The following is a 17835-nucleotide window of genomic DNA, read 5'->3' on the forward strand; positions in this document are numbered from 1 at the left end:
CTCACGCTTCATCGTACTCGGTACGGTAGATGACCTCGTCCTGAATCGGCTTTCCGATCTCACACCAATACTGGGTAAAGCCAGCCACACGCACCATCAAATCCCGGTAAGCCTCCGGCTTCTTCTGTGCTGCCCGCAGGGTATCGGAACCAACCACGTTAAACTGCACATGGAAACCGCCCTTTCTCATATAAGCCCGCACCACATCCAGCAGCTTTCTGGTTCCGCTCAGACCTTTCACCGCCGACGGATGCAGCTTCAAATTCATCTGCGCGTTCTGATTCTGAGAGTGATCGTAAACGGTGGCAGACTCAAAGATCGCATAGATACCATTCTTATCCGTACCTGCCGCCGCGGACACAGAACCATCCGAATAAGTGGTTCCCGCCAGCCTTCCGTCTGCGGAAGCCAGGGTCACAAAGCCCTGCGGTCCATGGGTGGACACGGAGATCTGACACAGGTATTCCGGTTTTCCATAGTAGGATTTCAGCGTCGGAAGATAATCCTTCAAGTACATCTGGTAATCCCGCAGAAGCTGGTCCACATATGGGTCGGCATTTCCATACTTCGGCGCGTTCACACAGTCCGCGAAAATCTGTGCGTATTTCGCCGCCTCCGGCGTGCTCTCCCGGAAATCCGGCGAGAAGACATTCGTCTCATATGCCGTCTTGAATCCAAAATTGTGTACCATCGCGTCAGTCATCTCTTCCAGCGTATATTTCTGATCGTCAAAAACATTTTTCTTAATGGAAGCCAGAGAATTGATATAAGTAATCGTTCCGCAGGACTCAAAGTTGATGCAGGCGTTATAGCGGGCGCCGCAGTTTCCGATGTGCTGTCCCTTCTTGAAACAGTCTGCCTTCAGCAGAGAGTTCACCGCCGGCATGTTGTATTTTCTCCAGATATCCATCTGCATGTTATTCACCCGATTCACAATCCGATTGCTGATATCCAGATACCGCTGCCACAGGGCCACCATCTGATCGTAGGTCTCAATCTTCTCATTGTGAGCCGGGAAGACTCTCTTTCCAGTTCTCCGGTCTACCCCGTTGGTCAGCACCAGTTCCAGAATCTTCGGCAGAGCGGTAAAATGAATACCCGTTCCGCAGGTGGGAGAGGCCCCTCCCGGAATCATCGTCACTTTTCCATTGTACTCCAAAGGCGAGAAACAACCTGGCGCAGATTCCAGACAGCCGCCCAGACACCAGGCCCTGGCGTCTTCCAGGTTCATGCCCTCCGGCCCGTACTGGCGCATCATAAAGTTCATTCCCGTCTGGTTGTTCATCCAAGCCGGATAACCCAGCCCCAGCTTCGTACACTGCGCCGCCTTCATCAAGAAATCCTCCGGCGTTTTCTCATCATACAGCACACTTAAAGTCGGCTGAGGCGTCTTCGCGCGCATACCCGCTTCCAGAATCAGGTATTCCAACGGCGTCACCGCGCTTCGGCCGTCATAGGACTGCCCGCCCAAGGACAGATTGTTAAAGGTATTGCCGGACAGCACACCGCCGGACACTCCCGCGGAGGCAAAACACTCAATACAGGTGATCTTAATTCTGTACAGTTCCAACAGTTCGATCACTTCCTCGTCAGTGATCTTTCCTTCCTCGATATCCTTCTCATAGAACGGCTGCAATACCTGGCCCAGACGTCCAATAGACTGGCCGGACTGCGGGTCCTCATTGACCACGCCGTAATGCAGACACAGAGTCATCTGCAGCGCTTCCCGGAAGGAAGCCGGACGTTTGTGGGCAATGTTCTCCATCACCTCTGCGATCTCTTCATAGTTTTTCTTAAATTCCGGGTCTCTCTCCCTGGACGCCAGATCTTTGGCCCTTCTCGCATAGTTTTCACACCATTTGCTCAGCCCCTTACAGACTTCCTTCATAGCCGCATAATAGTAGCCGCGGCTCATACCTAAAATTCCGTCGTCCTCAGCCTCGCCCATCACCAGAGCGATTCTGTCGTCGCACATTTTCTGAATCTCATCAAAGCCGTACTGAAGCGGCATATAGTAATTCATAACCTCACGGCCCTGGGGAATCGCGAAGGAATCAAACATGACCACAACGCTGTCCATCACTGCGGAAAACTGATCGTACTCTGGAATCATCTTCGCATATTTTGTGCTGACATCCTCCACGGAGATGCCATCCCAATATTTTGACACCTTCACCAGAACCGGAATATCTTCTTTTCTCATGCCGAACTTCTTCGCAATGGAAATAATCTCCCCATAGCTCTCCGTCACGTTTCCGCCGCCGGCGCCCACGACGCTGACGGAGTCCGCCTCATTCTCCGCCGGAGCGTCCACCTCATTCATCAAAGACTCTGCCAGGCTGTTGAAAAAGCTGGCGCACACCCATGGAAATGGAAAAGCGCCGCGGATATCCTTAGTCTTATTCATGACCAGCTTCTCATAGGGCAGAATCGTCGGCGTAGTATGAGCGTAGCCGCCTGCCACTGCCTTGGCACGGCGAACCTCGATGAGATCTCCGTCATTCTCCCACCAGATACGGTTGTACCAGTACGGCGTCTCCATATCCGCAGTCACCTTCAGGGTGTAGTAGATATCCATCAGCTTCTTAAAGCGATCACTGGCCTCCGGAATATCCTCCTCTTTTGTGTCGTCTGTGTGGAGAGCGGCAATCCCCCTCTTTCTCAGTATCTCTTCCAGTTTCTGTTTGTTGTCCATCAAAAAACCTCCCTTTTCTATTATTCGCAGGACCTAACTATTCCGCCATGCCCTCTTCCTCTAGCTGTTTACCTTTACATTCGCGGCCAAAAATTTTGCTGCCTTCTCCACAGCGATCTCCTGACGGATACGCTGTCCTTCTTCTCCCTGAAGAATCTTATTCACCTGCTCCTTACTCATCAGATACCGGACTGCCAGCTTATGAACCTCGCGGTCATATTCCTCTACCGTGGCTTCCAGATTTTCCGATTGGGCCACTGCCGCCAGCACCATTCTAGCCTGAATCTGTTTTCTCGCCTTCTCCTTCATCTGTTCTAACAGCTCCTGCTCGTTGGTTTTCTTTGTGCGATAGTACCCTTCAATGGAAAGCCCCTGCTGCTGAAGACGCAGCGCATAGGCCTCCATCATCTGAACCGCCCGTGCCGTGACCTCCTCCTCTGAAGTCTGAATTTGGGAACGCTTTACAATTTCCTTCGCCGCCAAATCCTCTTTTGCTTTTCTCTCAGCATTTTCCAGAGACATCCGGTATCTGACGATATTTTCCTCCACCGCATTCTTCCAATCTTCAAAAGGTACCCTCACATGTCTGTACTCTCCCAACTTTACCTTTGGCGTGCTCACTTTGATTCTCTCCTTTCCTCTCACGCATCTTAGTTTCTAATTATAATGAACAAGGCTCCTCAATCACAGTGCACTTTGCACACTTATTCACAGAAAACCCAAAGTAAAAGGAATCTTTCACGCATTAGCGTGACAAGGTCTTTTCTGTTAGAACAAAGTGGGCAAGCCCACTTCAGCTCCCCCATCCCCTCCATCTTTGCGGCGCACAGTCCCACTTTGCGCGCCGCCGCAACACCGCCTTGCGGTGTACTACCTTATTGCGGCGTGCGCATCTTTAGCGGAGCGTTTATGTAATAGGAAAGGGCTTTCACGCATTAGTGTGACAAGGTCTTTCCTGTTACATAAAAAATACCCCTGAAAAACAGAGGTATTCGGAGTTATTTCCTGCTATTGAATTTTTACGGTTCCTGCTCTTCCATGTACCTGCGCACTTCCGAGCAGATCTTTTCCAGCTCCCGGCGGTTTCTGACATAATAACGGCTGCTTCCGACTTCCTTCTCCAAATAGCCTTTTTCCAGAAACTTATTCAGAATATTGTACAGACCTCTCCTACTGATATCCAGCTCTTCACAGAGGCTCAGTGTACTCCTGTACTCAAAAATCTGGTCTTTCCCGGTACGGCTACAGATATGATAGGCCACCAACTCCGCCAGACTGTAAAAGCTTCGGACCAACCGTCCCTTGTACATCTGATAGACACGATTACTGATTTTGCGATAAAACAACTCGCTGAACCCTTTGTCCTTCATCATCGCCTCGTAGACCTTGCTCTCTAAAAACAAAAGATCACAGTCTGTGGCTGCGAAAATATCACAGGCAAAATAGGCTTTCTGTACCCGGCTGATTTTCCCGGTGAAATTATCCGGCCCTAGATTATCCACCAAAATCTTCTTTCCTTCATGGGAGACACATTCCACTCTCATATATCCGCTGACCACATAGAACAGCCCTCCGTCAGCCTTTCCCGCCCGTGAAATGTATTCTCCCGCCTTCACCGTGACTCTCGGAATTCGGTCCAGACGATCTTTGATAAACGGATAAATCTCCAAATCTTTTAAATCCATCCCCGTCCCACCCTTTCTCTAAATCAGAGCTTTTCTTAAGATTATACACAATCCATTCCTGAATGAAAAGCGCAAAACCCGCAAAACAAGCCCGACTGCAACCCCTGGTTGACAAATTTTCAAGCGCGCTTGCTGGTTGTCAACCGCAATCTGTGCTATGATAAGCCCAGAAAACAAGAAGCCCAGAAGGGCAATCTGATATCAGAAGGAAAAACAAATCACTAATAGGCAATAAAAAGAAAGAGAGGTTGCACTCATGCTTCTATCAGAAAAAATTTTAACCTTAAGAAAAAAGAATGGCTGGTCTCAGGAAGAGCTGGCTGAAAAATGCGGAGTATCCAGACAATCCATCTCCAAATGGGAAGGAAATCTATCCACACCGGAATTGAGTAAAATCGTACTGCTCAGTGAGCTTTTTCAGGTATCCACCGACTACTTATTAAAAGAAGACGTACAGCCACAAACCGATACCGACGCTGAGCTTCCCCCTATGGAAGCTCCGTCCCACTCCCTGCGCCAAGTCACACTAGCTGAGGCCACCGCCTTTATTCAGGCACGAGAACAAGCAGCCAAGAAAATGGCTCTGGGAACCGTTCTGTGCATCCTGTCTCCCATCTGCCTCTTTCTCCTGATGGGGATGTCTGACAGCAGTCTTCTTCCCCTCTCCGAAGATATCGGCGCGCTGCTGGGTCTCATCGTCGTTTTGCTGTTTGTCTGTGTGGCTGTCACCCAATTTCTTGGAACTGGCAGCCTCCTGAAGCCTTTTGCGTATCTGGAAAAAGAAGAATTTGACACAGCCTACGGTGTGGATGCTCTGGCACGAGAACAAAAAAGCACCTATGAAGGTACCTATAACCGCTATACCATCATTGGCGTGATTCTCTGTATCACCGCTGTGATTCCGTTGTTCTGCGCCGCTGCTTTCCATGCTTCTGATTTTTTCGTCTTGCTGGGACTTTCTGTTTCACTGCTTATCGTAGCCGTCGCTGTTTATTTATTTGTGGTCTGCAACACGATTCAAAATACCTACTTACAGCTATTGCAGGAAGGAGAGTTTACCAAAAGCTCCAAACGTCATCAAAAACTTTTGGAACCTGTTTCCACGGTTTACTGGCTTGCGGTCACTGCTTTGTATCTGGGTTTCAGCCTAATTACCATGCGCTGGGAGAGTTCCTGGGTGATCTGGCCTGTCGCCGCCATTTTATATGGGGTCATTGTCACCCTCTGCCGGATTCTCCCCAAAAAATCTGAGCAGAACAACCAGAAAAAAACGCTTCTGTAAAAGCAAAACGAACATTATGCCAAAATTTAAAAAAATGCTTACATTTTCATTTATTTTTTGATAGAATACTCAGCGATAAGAAACAAGCTTTGTTGTTTTCCCTGTCCCCTTTACAGGAACAGAGCTTAGATTTCACTTTAAAAAATAAATATCGGCGCTAGATGAAAATGGTAGTGAGATTATATGCTGTAGTCTTAACGAAAGTTATATTACGCATATAGTCTCATTTTTTTATGTGAACTTAGTATTCCGCCCATCAAAAACATATAAGCGCCAAGAAGGAGGACACAATTATGCCGAAAAACAAATTTCAGGACGTTATTTTCACTCTTATTATGGTAGTGGTCATGGTCTACGCAATGGTTATCTATAACATCTCTTTAGATACGGGTAAACTGACCAACCAGGTATTTCTCATGGCTTTCGGAGAATTGCCAATCATGGGAATCGTCGCTTTTTTTCTGGAACTGTTCATTGTCGGACCTCTCGCCAAAAAGCTTGCCTTCCGTCTAGTTCAGCCAGGTATGGACAAAATGATCTTTATCGTTTTAGCCATCTCTGCCATCACCGTCTGCCTGATGTGCCCGCTGATGAGCTTGGCTGCAGCGGTTCTTTTCAAGGGAGGGCTGCAGCCGGAGCTGCTTTCTGTCTGGATTCAAACCGCCGCCTTGAATTTTCCCATGGCGCTGTGCTGGCAAATCTTTTTTGCCGGGCCTTTGGTGAGAGGAATTTTCCGCCGTCTTTTCCCAGAAAAGGAACCAGAAGCTCAAATCTCCTGAAAACACCATCATATCTAATGCTTTATAATAATTCAGAGGCAGGTGCGCTTCATAATAGCTGCACCTGCCCCTATAGAAATCGTTCCGCTTCGCGGTAAAATTCCCCAGTACGGCATACGCACCCGCAGCAGACGTCTTCGTTATCGAAAAAATTCCTCACACCTCATCATGACAAATCGTTCCCTATAACATGAAAACGATAGCTGGTCATCTCTCGATAGGTGTCCCCAGCCCGCAGAATCACAGTTGGGTTTTCTTCCTTATGGATGCTGTCTGGCATATTCTGTGTCTCCACACAGATAGCAGTCCTCTGATCAATGATATCCCCACCCTTGCCCTTGTGAGGTTCCAGGAAATTTGCCGTGTAGATCTGAGCCTGCGGCAAAGTAGTCTCCACGATCATTTCTATTCCGCTTTCTTCACAGTAAAGCTTCACTTTTTCTTTCTCATCCCTGAAAATGAAGGGATGGTCAAAACCATGTCCGATTTTAAGCTGTTCATCTTCCATCTGTAGATGCTCTCCGAGCTTGCCACCATTTCTAAAATCAAAGGGAGTCCCCGCCACATCACGAATCTCTCCTGTCACAAGTCCGTTTTCATCTACACAGGCAAAGCAGTCCGCCGCCGTCTGCAGCCAATGTTCCCCAATCCCGCAGGGTCTTCCGCTGAGATTAAAATAAGAGTGGTTGGTAAAATTCAAAATAGTATCCTGATCTGTATGAGCTTCATACTGTAAAATGAATTTATCTGCTTCCAGACGGTAAGTAACCGTCACGTTCAGCTCACCAGGATACCCTTCCTCGCCGTCAGGGCTCGTATAGGTAAAGACAATTTCATCTTCTCCTGTCGTATAGCTGAATACCTTGTTTGAAAACCCCTCGATGCCGCCGTGAATCGCGTTAGGTCCAGAATTTTTCGCAAGCTGGTAGGTTTTTCCATTCAGTTCAAAGCTGGCGCCTCCAATCCGATTCGCCACTCGTCCCACAAAAGCCCCCAAATACCCTGTATGTTCCTGGTACTCTTGAATCGTGTCATATCCCAGTACCATGTCCCGAAACCGCCCATCTTTATCCGCTGTCAGAATCTTCATGACGGTGCAGCCAAGATTTGTGACGGTCACAGAAAGACTATCATTTTTCAGTTCCAGAATATCTATACGATTCTCTGATCTTTTTACTAGATTTACCACCGTTTATTTTCCCTTCTGCCCATAATATGCATTGGCGCCATGCTTTCGATAATAGTGCTTATCCTGCAATTCCTGAGGCGCCGGCTGATTCTGAGGGTTAATCCACTCGCAGCGGGCAGCCATCTTAGCCACCTCTTCTAAAACAACCGCGTTGTGAACTGCCTCATGCGCATCCTTACCCCATGTAAATGGTCCATGATTTTTGCACAGTACTGCTGGCATTGCCTCATAGTCCAGATTCTGCTGCGCAAAATGGTCGGCAATGAGAATACCAGTATACTTCTCATAAGCCTCGTCGATTTCCTCTTTTGTAAGATTTCTAACGCAGGGAATTTCACCGTACAGATAATCCGCATGTGTGGTTCCATAGCAGGGAATTCCTCTTCCTGCCTGCGCCCAGCTTGTGGCCCATGGAGAATGTGTATGAACTACACCGCCGATGTTTGGAAAACGGTTATACAATACCACATGTGTAGCTGTATCAGAAGAAGGATTCATATCGCCTTCCACTTTTTTGCCATCCAAATCTATCACCACCATATCTTCTGGCTTCAACACATCATACTCCACGCCACTTGGCTTGATGACAAACAAACCTTTCTCACGGTCAATTCCGCTGACATTTCCCCAGGTAAATGTCACAAGCCCATACTTGGGAAGCAACATATTTGCCTCATATACCTGTTTTTTTAACTCTTCCAGCATTGTTTTGTCTCCTTTATTCTAAATCATTCAAGGAGCTGCCACAGACAGCTCCCCTTGCTTACTTTGGCATCAGCTATATTAAATTCTGAATAGCTGCCTGTTCAATTATAATACCTCTTTTGTATCTTTCGGTAAAGACCTCAAAGCCTTCCACGTCTTTTTCCACCGGCTTCATACTGGTTCCGGCATTTTCTCCAAACACTTTCTTAGAAAGGTAATTTTGAAGAGACTCTCCGTCTTCTTTCTGCGCCATATAGGCTGCCAAAAGAGCCATTCCCCATGGGCCGCCCTCCCCGGCAGTCTCCATGACAGAGACCGGAGCATTGATCGCCGCTGCCAAGAAGCCCTGGGCGACGCCTTTGGTCTTAAAGAGTCCTCCATGGCCCAAAATGCTGTCAATCTGTACATGCTCCTCCTTCAACAAAATATCCATGCCAATCTTCAAGGCGCCCAGCGAAGTAAACAGATTCGCTCTCATGAAGTTCGCCAGATTGAAATTGCTCTTAGGACTTCTCACAAACAGAGGGCGTCCTTCGTCGCATTCCGTAATATTTTCCCCGGACAGATATCCATATGCTAGCACGCCACCGCAGTCTGGATCTCCCTCCAAAGCCTTGCGGTAGAGCGTTCCATACAGCTTGTTCATATCTACGTCAACGCCGAAGCTTTCTGCGAACTCCTTGAAAATACCAACCCACGCATTCAAATCTGAGGTACAGTTATTTGCATGAACCATAGCCACAAGGCTGCCGTCCGGTGTTGTCACCATATCAATTTCCGGATATACCTTGGAAAGCTCTTTTTCCAATACCACCATACCGAAGATAGACGTTCCGGCCGAGACATTTCCCGTGCGCTTTGCCACACTGTTTGTAGCCGTCATTCCGGTGCCTGCGTCTCCTTCCGGCGGGGCGATAGGTGTTCCAGCCTGAAGATTGCCGCTAACATCCAGTCTTTTAGCCCCTTCTTCGGTAAGGAAGCCTGCATTTTCTCCGGCAAGCTTTACCTGCGGCAGAACATCTTCCAGCTTCCAGCCAAAGTTTTTCTCCGCGATCAAAGCGTTGAATTTTTTCACCATCGCTTCATCGTAATCCTTGGTCTTGCTGCTGATGGGGAACATACCGGAGGCGTCGCCTACGCCGATGACCTTCTCTCCTGTCATCTGCCAGTGAATATAGCCAGACAGGGTTGTCAGGTATGCAAGATCTTTTACATGCGCTTCCTCGTTTAAAATAGCTTGGTACAGATGAGCAATGCTCCATCTTTGAGGAATGTTATAATCAAACAGCTTCATCAAAGCTTCCGACGCCTCTCCTGTGATGCTGTTCCGCCAAGTACGAAATGGTACCAACAGGCCACCGTCTTTATCAAAAGCGAGATACCCATGCATCATAGCACTAAATCCGATTGCCCTAAGCCTTGTCAATGTAACGTCATATTTTGCCTTCACATCTGCCGCCATCTTGCTGTAGCAGTCTTGAAGACCGGTCCAGATATCCTCCAAAGTGTAAGTCCAGATTCCATTGTCCAGACGGTTTTCCCACTCATGATCTCCGGAAGCAATGGGCGCATGATTCTCACCAATCAGCACAGCTTTGATACGGGTGGAGCCAAATTCCAGACCCATGACAGCTTTTCCAGCTTCAATGTATTTTTTGATTGCGTTTGTGTCACTCATATGTGATCTCCTCCAGCCTTATCTGCAGCTTACTACTTGCTGAACGCAGCTTTGTTCCACAGCAGTTCATTTTTGAACTGGCGGATGGTTGTATCTTTGTCAATGTAAACCGCTTCGATTCCCATAGCCTCAGCCCAGTCACCCATCTGCTCCGCAGTCAAGTCATAAGAAAATGCGGTGTGGTGCGCTCCGCCTGCCAGAATCCACGCCTCGGCGCCTGTCATGAGATTTGGCTCCGGTGTCCAGTATGCAGTAGCTACCGGGAGCTTCGGCATTGGTTTCTCGGTCTTCTTGCAGTTCACGTTATTGATAATCAGACGGAAGCGGTCTCCTAAGTCAATCAGAGAGGTGGCGATCGCAGGACCTTCTTTTGACGTGAATACAAGCCTTGCCGGGTCTTCACGGTCACCCATAGACAGCGGCTGCTCCTTGATGCTGATCTTGCCGTCAGCAATGGTTGGGCAGACCTCAAGCATATGCGCCTGCAGGATTCCCTCTTTTCCCGGTACAAGGTTGTATGTATAATCCTCCATGAAGGAAGTTCCCTTCGCGTCTTTCATTCCGGCTGTCATAACTTTCATCAGACGAACCATAGCTGCTGTCTTCCAGTCTCCTTCTCCGCCGAATCCGTAGCCTTTTTCCATCAATCTTTGGATTGCCAGCCCCGGAAGCTGTTTCAGAGAGCCCAAATCTCCAAAATGTGTCACGATCGCCTGATAATTTTTCTCTTTCAGAAATCTCTCAAAGCCGATCTCAATTCCGGCCTGAACCGCCACATGCTCACGGAATTCCTTTTCATCTCTTCCTTCCAAAAGGATTTCATATTTATCATAGTATTCCTCAACCAGAGCGTCGATATCTGCCTGTGAAACAGCAGCGACTGCTTCCGCGATTTCATTTACCGGATAGGCGTCTATCGTCCATCCGAATTTGATAGCCGCTTCTACTTTATCTCCCTCAGTCACCGCTACGTTTCTCATATTATCGGCGATACGCATGACACGGATATTTCTGCTCTCTACAATACCGATTGCTGTGCTCATCCAGGAAGCGATTCTCTTCTGTGTGGATTCGTCTCTCCAGTATCCCATAATCACCTTGCGCTCTTTTCCAAGACGGGTGAAGATATGTCCATACTCTCTGTCTCCGTGAGCTGCCTGGTTCTCGTTCATAAAATCCATGTCAATCTCATCGTATGGAATCTCAAGGTTATACTGTGTATGAAGGTGAAGTAGCGGTTTGCGAAGCTCCTGAAGACCCAGAATCCAGGATTTTGCCGGTGAGAAAGTATGCATCCAAGTGATAACTCCGGCACAGTTCTTGTCTGCATTCGCCTCATTAAATGTCTTCCTAATTAATTCACTTGTAATCAGGGTCGGTTTCCATACAATTTCGTATGGAAGAACCCCCGACTTATTCATGACATCAACCATCTCTTTTGTATGCTCAGCTACATGTGCCAGGCATTCCTCTCCATACAAATCCTGTGAGCCTGTACAAAACCAAAACTGATATTTTTTTGTTTCCATGTTCATTTGCCTCCTTATTTGTACCTGTGTCCCTAAATCTGTCGAATGGAATCGCGAACCACAGCCTGCGATTCAAACAGATAATTCCCATCAAACGCGGGATTTTCAATCATCTGTAGAAGGTTTTGAGCCGTTTTTTCTCCCAATATCTCTTTGGGATGGGAATATGAGGTAAACGGAACCTTACTCATCTGCGCAAGCTCCGAGTCATCAATACTTATAATAGACAGATCCTGTGGGATTTTGATGTTTCTTTTAAGTGCCAGGTCGATGACTTCTACCGCCACCTCATCGTTATAGCAGACAATTCCTGTACATCCCTTAATACGACGAAACAGGTGCTCCTCTATCTCCCAAAGATTCAATTCCGAATCTGTATCAATCCAGATCGTCGTCCTGGAATTCAGTTGAATCTCCGCCTCTCTCAGCGCATCAATATATCCGCTATACCGCCGGCGTCCCTGGCCGTCGTCCAATTTAAAAATACCGGCGATTCTTTTATGCCCGGACTGAATCAAAAATTTTGTCGCCTTGTAGGTAACACACTGGTCATCCAGACGCACGCAGGGTACATCCAGTCCGGGATACATATCGTTAAAAAATATAATTGGAATATTTCTCTTTTGCAGCTCTTTATAATAAGATAAATTGGGATTCGGAAGGGCTCCTTTCGCAGCCTCCACAATCAGCCCGTCAATGTTGTTCTTCCTTAAAATATCTTCCAAAATCACCCGTTCCCTCTCTACCCTGTTATCTGTAAAAGACAGCCACATAGCATATCCGGCGTCAGAAAGTGTACGTTCAATTCCTCTAAGCGTCGGCGGAAAGATGTACGAATTGTAGTAGGTACTGACAACCGCCACATTCATATGCTTTTTCTTTGGAGTATGGGGAAGTATCTGTCCCACATAGGTTCCGCTTCCCTGAAGGCGTGTCAAAACCTTCTCCTCCACAAGCTGGCTGGTCGCCCTTCGGATTGTCTGACGGCACAGGCCAAATTTTTTACTCAGCTTTTCTTCCGGCATCAAACGGTCACCAATCCTCATTCTACCCGAGGCTATCTCTTCATTAATCCAATCAATCACTACTTGGTATTTTGGCTTATTATCTGTCATTCTATTTCTCCATATCTGCCCGTTTTTGCCTTTTATTATACATCTTTCTTATACTCTTTTACAAGCTGTGCCGGTGCCCCTGTCATATTCAAATATCCTATCAAATCACTTAACAACCTGTAAGGATTTTCTGTCTGCAAATACTGCCACGAATACGAGGAATACGATTCCCTCAATTAACTGCAACATCTGTGTTGAGATTCCCATCATGGTAAGTCCACTCTGTAACACGATAAACAGCATAGAACCAACAATAATATTCTCAAATCTTACATTTGCTCCGCCGGAAATCGGCATACCGCCGAGTACCAGCGCGATCAGAATCTGTGTCTCCAACTGATTACCGCCGGAGGATGTCACAGAACCTACCTTGATTACGTTAATAAATGCCGCAAAGCCTGTGATCGCTCCTGCCAGTACATAGATGAGAAATTTCATCTTGTCTGTGCGAATGCCGGCGAATTTTGCCGCCTTTTCCCCCGCTCCAATCGCTTTGAGATAAATACCAAACTTGGTGTAACGAAATACGATAAACCCAATTACGAGAACGATAAGAGTGCAGGTCAGTTTCAATACTGTCGTGTCATAATTAATCAGTGTCGCGGAACCTGCTACCGGCGCATCTGTCGTCAAATATTTGATAACCCCACGAAACAGGAACATCGTACAAATCGTTACAATAAAGGACTTAATTTTACGGTTAACATAGAAGAAACCGTTGATCGCTCCAATGGCAGCTCCTGTGACAATTCCCCCGAGAATTGCAATCGGCAGTCCGTATGATTGCGAAAGCGTACATACAACGATAGAGGCAATACCAAGGATAGACCCCTGGGAGAAATCCAAGCCTCCCATCGACATGACAAAGAATACACCCATGGATGCAATCATCGTCACATATACCTGCGAAAGCACCAGATTCATATTGGAAATCATTCTTCCGCCTGTCAACGCATTGAACAGGATGAAAATTGCTATCAGTCCCACTACCGGAAGCAATCTGCGGAGCCTTGCCATCTTGGAAAATTTATTCAGTTCTTTTTCTTTGCTTACTGCTTTTGCATTTTCGTTAGCCATGACTCTCCTCCTTAAACCATCATTGAAATCAGGCTGTTTTCGTTCATATCCCGATCGCGGTCAAGCTGGCCGCTGATCTTGCCGTCTTTCATAATAAGAATTCTATCGCACATACCGATCAACTCCATCAACTCTTCAGAAATCATGATGATCGATTTTCCGTCCTTTCTCATCTGATCCATCAGCTGATAGATGTCCTGTTTTACCTTGATGTCGATACCACGAGTTGGGGAGTCCAGAACAATGATGTCTGAATCACGTCCAATCCAGCGCGCCAGTACGACTTTCTGCTTGTTACCTCCGGAAAGCTCTGACACAAATTGGTCTGTATTCACCATTTTTACGGAAATTTCCTTTGCGTATTTGTTTGCAAACTCGTTAAGTTTTTTGTAGTTTAGAAACTTTAACGGCCCAGAGCCAAGCCTTCCAAGAGACGGCAGGCAGATGTTGTCTCCGATGCTCTGGTTGATAACGATAGACTCATTATCGCGGTCTTTGGATGTATAGGCGATCTCATGTTTGATAGCAGTCGGAATATCCTTGATCTGCGTTCCGTCCGCCAAAGTTACACTTCCTTCTCTGTCAAAAGAGGCTCCAAAAATTGCTTTTCCTACTTCATGCATACCAGACTCCGACAGACCACCGAACCCGAGAATTTCCCCTTTGTGAAGATCAAAGGAAATGTTCTGAATCAGTCCTGGTACCGATACATTCTTCACAGAGAGAACCACTTCATCAGAAACCTTCTCGCCATAGTCTGTCCGGTAGTATTTTCCTGTCATCTCACGCCCTACCATTAGTTTCTTCAGATCGTCTTCTGTCATATCCTTACTCTTTACCGTATCAATATAGACACCGTCCCTGAGGACTGTGATGGTGTCAGATTTCTCTAGAATCTCCGGCAGATCGTGGGAAATGAAGATAATGGTGTTTCCTTCCTTACGGATTCGTTCCATATGCTTGTACAGCTCTTCACGGCCTTCCTGGGAAAGAGCCGTCGTCGTCTCATCAATCACCACAATCTTTGGTGAAAAATAGGTTGCCTTGACAATCTCGATCAATTTACGGTCCTCGAAATTATATTCGTCAATCATATGAGCTGCCTTAATCCGCTCAAAGCCATATTTCTTCAGCAACGCATCTGCTTCCTTGTTCATTGCATTCGTATTCTTGATACCCGCTTTCACAAACCTATCTTCATGACCAAGGAAAATGTTTTCTGCCACAGTCAGCCCGGAAAGTGTTCCAAGCTCCTGTACAATAATGGAGACTCCTTCATTATTTGCCTCCACCTGGTTCTTCGGATGAATTTCCTTTCCATCCAGGATAAAGGTTCCACTGTCAATAGGATAGATGCCGGTCAGCATATTGGTAAGAGTGGATTTACCAGAACCATTTTCACCGATCAGTGCATGGACCTCGCCTTTATTTATATTGAATGACACGTTTTGTACAGCCTTCGTAATACCAAAGGACTTACACACGTTTTTCACCTGTAATCTCACTTCATTACTCATAGTATGTTCCTCCTTCGATTATTTCACGATTTCGCCTTTGTCAACTTTTGTGGTCAGTGTAATGATAATCAGCAGAGCCAGACCTGTAATTACGTCCTGGATTGCTGTAGGAGCTCCCAGTGCAATAAATCCGTAGAAAATAATATTAATCACGAATTCACCAATGATGATGGCCTGAATCGGAATACCATACTTACGAAAAGCCATACCAAAGAAGCATCCCATGGTAGGAGTAAAGTTTCTCGCCATGGACGCCATACCGGTAACAGCCACCATGGAAGACCCATAGCTGATAGAAAGAATTGCTTCCACACCAAAAAAGGCGCCGCTGATCAAAAATGCGATTACTTTATATTTGTTTACGTTGATACCCATATTCTTGGCAACAAATTCATTGGAACCAATTGCGTATGTATAAGTACCAACTTTTGTATAGTTCAGGAAAATATATGCGGCAATAAATGCAAGGACTGCGAGAATAATATTTCCCGGCATCGAGCCAAACGCACGCATATCAGATGGAAGCGTCTGCTCAACACCGCCTGCGATATAATTGGCAACGGATTCATAAATAAGTGCAAGTCCTGTCGTAACGATCATGGAAGGAATTCTCAGCTTCACGTAGAACGCTCCGTTAATCAGTCCAATAAGTGCACCGCACAGGATACTTCCAACGACAAATCCCACATAGCCTAATCCGAAATTAGTTGCCAGAACACAGCCAAGAATCGATGAAAGCACAATGTTCGCACCGATGGAGAAGTCGAACATTCCCATTACCATAACAAAGTAAAAACCCACAGCGCCCGTCGCGGCAAGAAGGCTGGCCTGGAAATACTGGAGTATCTGTTTGGGAGAGCCAAAGTTGTCCGGAGTGACAATTTTGAAAATCCCGTAGGATGCGACAAGCAAGACAATCAGGATCAGATACCCTTTTGTTTTTCCTGACAACTTTTTCTTTTCCGTTGTTTTCATTGAAGAACTCATATCGTATACCTCATTCTTTAAAAGTTGTACTGTTTACTGCTTCCATAAAAGAGACCGGTATCACCGATACCGGTCTCCCGCATTCTGCTATTTAGTTCAAATCTGTCGAGGATTATTTGCCAGCACGTGCGGCCGCGTCTTCAATAGACAGGGACTGTGCCTTTGCGATCATATCCTCCAGGCTCATCTCAGAAATTTCAACGATCTCTTCATTTGTATATGGAAGCTGATCTACGAAGTACTTTTCATATGCTTCGTAGTCCTCTGGTGATGATACGTACAGGTATGGGAATTCAACGTCCACAAAGTTGCCTGCGATATCTGTGTAATTGCCTTTGATTGCATTGTAAACCATTAGGAATGCGTACAGTGGATCACAGAAATGCCCGCCAGACTCACCAGCCATAGAACCGTTCTCAAGACGTTCTCCAAGATCCGGAAGGAAGTCTGTAGATACAACATCAATCTCGTCAACCTTTCCTGCACGCTCAACCGCCGCGATTGCTCCCTGAAGCGGGTCACCGCCGCCACCAGCAGGAATCAGAGCATCAATGGTATCATCTGCTGACATCAAAGCTTCTGCCGCTTTAGATCCACCGTCAGAGGAAGTTCCAGCATACTGTGGCTCTGAAAGCTTCGCCTGATCGTCTGGATTCTCTTTGTTCCACTCTTCAATGCCCGCTTTGTATCCTTCCCATCTGCCAAGCCAGGTAGCGTCTCCCTGCTCCCAGCCAATCAGACCAATGTTACGGTCGCCTTTGTCCAGAAGCATCTTAACCAACTGTTTTCCATTTTCCACTTCATTCTCATGAACCGCACCAATGAAATACTCAGAGTCTTTCGCTACTTGGTAGATATCTGGGTTGTCTTTTTCACTGATAACACGGAAGAACTGAGACAGATATACGCCATTGTCGTTGCAGGTCTTAATCGCAGATGTCATTTCTGTATCAGCAGAGTTGCAGACAATGATTCCCTGACATCCAGCCGCGCACAACTGTTCAACGGATGCTGTAACCTTTTCGGAAACATGCGCCTGGTCAACATACTGAATCTGTACTCCAAGGGCCTCAGCCGCCGCATCCAGAATCCTTTTACACTGTGATCCTAATACATCGGTGGAGCTCCAAATGGAAATACCAATTTTGATGTCTTCATTGGCTATCTCTTTACCCCCCCCCTCGCCAGAAGCGTTACTAGTCGGTGCACTGCCGCACCCTGCAAGCAGCCCCGCAGCCATTGTCGCACATAATGCTGTGCTGACGATTCTTTTGAATAATTTGTTTTTCATAGTTACCTCCTTCTACATAATTTGTACGCTTACAAATTTGAGCTTTTTCTTTTGTCCTCATTTCAGAATGTTCTGATATTTTTTAGCTATTATCACCATAAACGCTCTGTTTTAGGACATTTTTTTAAGCTCTTTGGATGTTTTCATTTTACATTCTGTCGTACTATTCGTCAATATGCAGTTTACATTTCGTTCACATCTCCAAATTAGCACATACCAATTTGTGCATAATATCTTATTTTTCATGATTTGTATGTATATTTCTACGTATTTGTACGCACTCAAAACGAATATTATCCTTCAACA

Annotated in this window: 14 protein-coding genes; 2 read left to right on the plus strand and 12 right to left on the minus strand. The window is 46.5% G+C overall.

Features of this window, described 5'->3' with window-relative positions:
• Position 1: 1 nt before the first annotated feature.
• From hpdB to BLHYD_RS15720, 3 genes are all read right to left on the minus strand, one after another.
• Complete coding sequence (hpdB, locus tag BLHYD_RS15710; RefSeq protein WP_005952614.1) at positions 2-2695, minus strand: 4-hydroxyphenylacetate decarboxylase large subunit; 2694 nt, start codon at positions 2693-2695, stop codon at positions 2-4.
• A 60-nt stretch (positions 2696-2755) separates the two neighbouring features.
• Complete coding sequence (locus tag BLHYD_RS15715; RefSeq protein ID WP_021845889.1) at positions 2756-3316, minus strand: trigger factor; 561 nt, start codon at positions 3314-3316, stop codon at positions 2756-2758.
• Between the two features lie 398 nt (positions 3317-3714).
• Positions 3715-4380, minus strand: coding sequence for a Crp/Fnr family transcriptional regulator (locus BLHYD_RS15720; protein WP_005951648.1), 666 nt, complete (start codon positions 4378-4380; stop codon positions 3715-3717).
• A 256-nt stretch (positions 4381-4636) separates the two neighbouring features.
• Between BLHYD_RS15720 and BLHYD_RS15725 the strand changes: the two genes are divergently transcribed.
• On the plus strand, positions 4637-5662 hold the full coding sequence (locus BLHYD_RS15725) for a helix-turn-helix domain-containing protein (protein WP_005951650.1): 1026 nt from the start codon (positions 4637-4639) through the stop codon (positions 5660-5662).
• A gap of 293 nt (positions 5663-5955) precedes the next feature.
• Positions 5956-6441 (plus strand): DUF2798 domain-containing protein, encoded by a 486-nt coding sequence (locus tag BLHYD_RS15730; protein WP_005951652.1) that lies wholly within the window; start codon positions 5956-5958, stop codon positions 6439-6441.
• A 166-nt stretch (positions 6442-6607) separates the two neighbouring features.
• Here BLHYD_RS15730 and BLHYD_RS15735 read toward each other — a convergent pair whose 3' ends face one another.
• The 9 genes from BLHYD_RS15735 to BLHYD_RS15775 form a co-directional block, all read right to left on the minus strand.
• Positions 6608-7630 (minus strand): aldose epimerase family protein, encoded by a 1023-nt coding sequence (locus tag BLHYD_RS15735; protein ID WP_005951654.1) that lies wholly within the window; start codon positions 7628-7630, stop codon positions 6608-6610.
• Between the two features lie 3 nt (positions 7631-7633).
• Positions 7634-8335 carry an L-ribulose-5-phosphate 4-epimerase gene (locus tag BLHYD_RS15740; protein WP_005951656.1) on the minus strand — a complete coding sequence of 234 codons (702 nt, stop codon included), beginning with the start codon at positions 8333-8335 and terminating at the stop codon, positions 7634-7636.
• A 73-nt stretch (positions 8336-8408) separates the two neighbouring features.
• Positions 8409-10013: a xylulokinase gene (locus BLHYD_RS15745; protein ID WP_005951658.1), complete on the minus strand. Its 1605-nt coding sequence runs from the start codon at positions 10011-10013 to the stop codon at positions 8409-8411.
• 32 nt (positions 10014-10045) lie between these two features.
• Positions 10046-11542 (minus strand): L-arabinose isomerase, encoded by a 1497-nt coding sequence (gene araA, locus BLHYD_RS15750; protein ID WP_040350888.1) that lies wholly within the window; start codon positions 11540-11542, stop codon positions 10046-10048.
• A 32-nt stretch (positions 11543-11574) separates the two neighbouring features.
• Complete coding sequence (locus tag BLHYD_RS15755; RefSeq protein WP_005951662.1) at positions 11575-12657, minus strand: GntR family transcriptional regulator; 1083 nt, start codon at positions 12655-12657, stop codon at positions 11575-11577.
• A 105-nt stretch (positions 12658-12762) separates the two neighbouring features.
• The gene (locus tag BLHYD_RS15760) at positions 12763-13734 is read right to left on the minus strand and encodes an ABC transporter permease (protein ID WP_005951666.1); all 972 of its coding nucleotides are present in this window, start codon (positions 13732-13734) and stop codon (positions 12763-12765) included.
• An 11-nt stretch (positions 13735-13745) separates the two neighbouring features.
• On the minus strand, positions 13746-15251 hold the full coding sequence (locus BLHYD_RS15765) for a sugar ABC transporter ATP-binding protein (RefSeq protein ID WP_005951669.1): 1506 nt from the start codon (positions 15249-15251) through the stop codon (positions 13746-13748).
• An 18-nt stretch (positions 15252-15269) separates the two neighbouring features.
• A complete protein-coding gene (locus BLHYD_RS15770) occupies positions 15270-16226 on the minus strand; it encodes an ABC transporter permease (RefSeq protein ID WP_005951672.1) in 957 nt (318 codons plus the stop codon).
• Positions 16227-16350: 124 nt separating this feature from the next.
• Positions 16351-17529: a sugar ABC transporter substrate-binding protein gene (locus BLHYD_RS15775; protein WP_260784558.1), complete on the minus strand. Its 1179-nt coding sequence runs from the start codon at positions 17527-17529 to the stop codon at positions 16351-16353.
• Positions 17530-17835: the final 306 nt, after the last annotated feature.

Origin of the sequence: Blautia hydrogenotrophica DSM 10507 (assembly GCF_034356035.1) — a bacterium.
Taxonomy (GTDB): Bacteria; Bacillota; Clostridia; order Lachnospirales; family Lachnospiraceae; genus Blautia_A; species Blautia_A hydrogenotrophica.

Coding starts and splice junctions, on each gene's coding strand:
- BLHYD_RS15740 (WP_005951656.1), bottom strand. CDS start 8,335: ATGCTGGAAGAGTTAAAAAAACAGGTATATGAGGCAAATATGTTGCTT.
- BLHYD_RS15720 (WP_005951648.1), bottom strand. CDS start 4,380: ATGGATTTAAAAGATTTGGAGATTTATCCGTTTATCAAAGATCGTCTG.
- BLHYD_RS15755 (WP_005951662.1), bottom strand. CDS start 12,657: ATGACAGATAATAAGCCAAAATACCAAGTAGTGATTGATTGGATTAAT.
- BLHYD_RS15745 (WP_005951658.1), bottom strand. CDS start 10,013: ATGAGTGACACAAACGCAATCAAAAAATACATTGAAGCTGGAAAAGCT.
- BLHYD_RS15760 (WP_005951666.1), bottom strand. CDS start 13,734: ATGGCTAACGAAAATGCAAAAGCAGTAAGCAAAGAAAAAGAACTGAAT.
- BLHYD_RS15775 (WP_260784558.1), bottom strand. CDS start 17,529: ATGAAAAACAAATTATTCAAAAGAATCGTCAGCACAGCATTATGTGCG.
- hpdB (WP_005952614.1), bottom strand. CDS start 2,695: ATGGACAACAAACAGAAACTGGAAGAGATACTGAGAAAGAGGGGGATT.
- BLHYD_RS15730 (WP_005951652.1), top strand. CDS start 5,956: ATGCCGAAAAACAAATTTCAGGACGTTATTTTCACTCTTATTATGGTA.
- BLHYD_RS15765 (WP_005951669.1), bottom strand. CDS start 15,251: ATGAGTAATGAAGTGAGATTACAGGTGAAAAACGTGTGTAAGTCCTTT.
- BLHYD_RS15725 (WP_005951650.1), top strand. CDS start 4,637: ATGCTTCTATCAGAAAAAATTTTAACCTTAAGAAAAAAGAATGGCTGG.
- araA (WP_040350888.1), bottom strand. CDS start 11,542: ATGGAAACAAAAAAATATCAGTTTTGGTTTTGTACAGGCTCACAGGAT.
- BLHYD_RS15770 (WP_005951672.1), bottom strand. CDS start 16,226: ATGAAAACAACGGAAAAGAAAAAGTTGTCAGGAAAAACAAAAGGGTAT.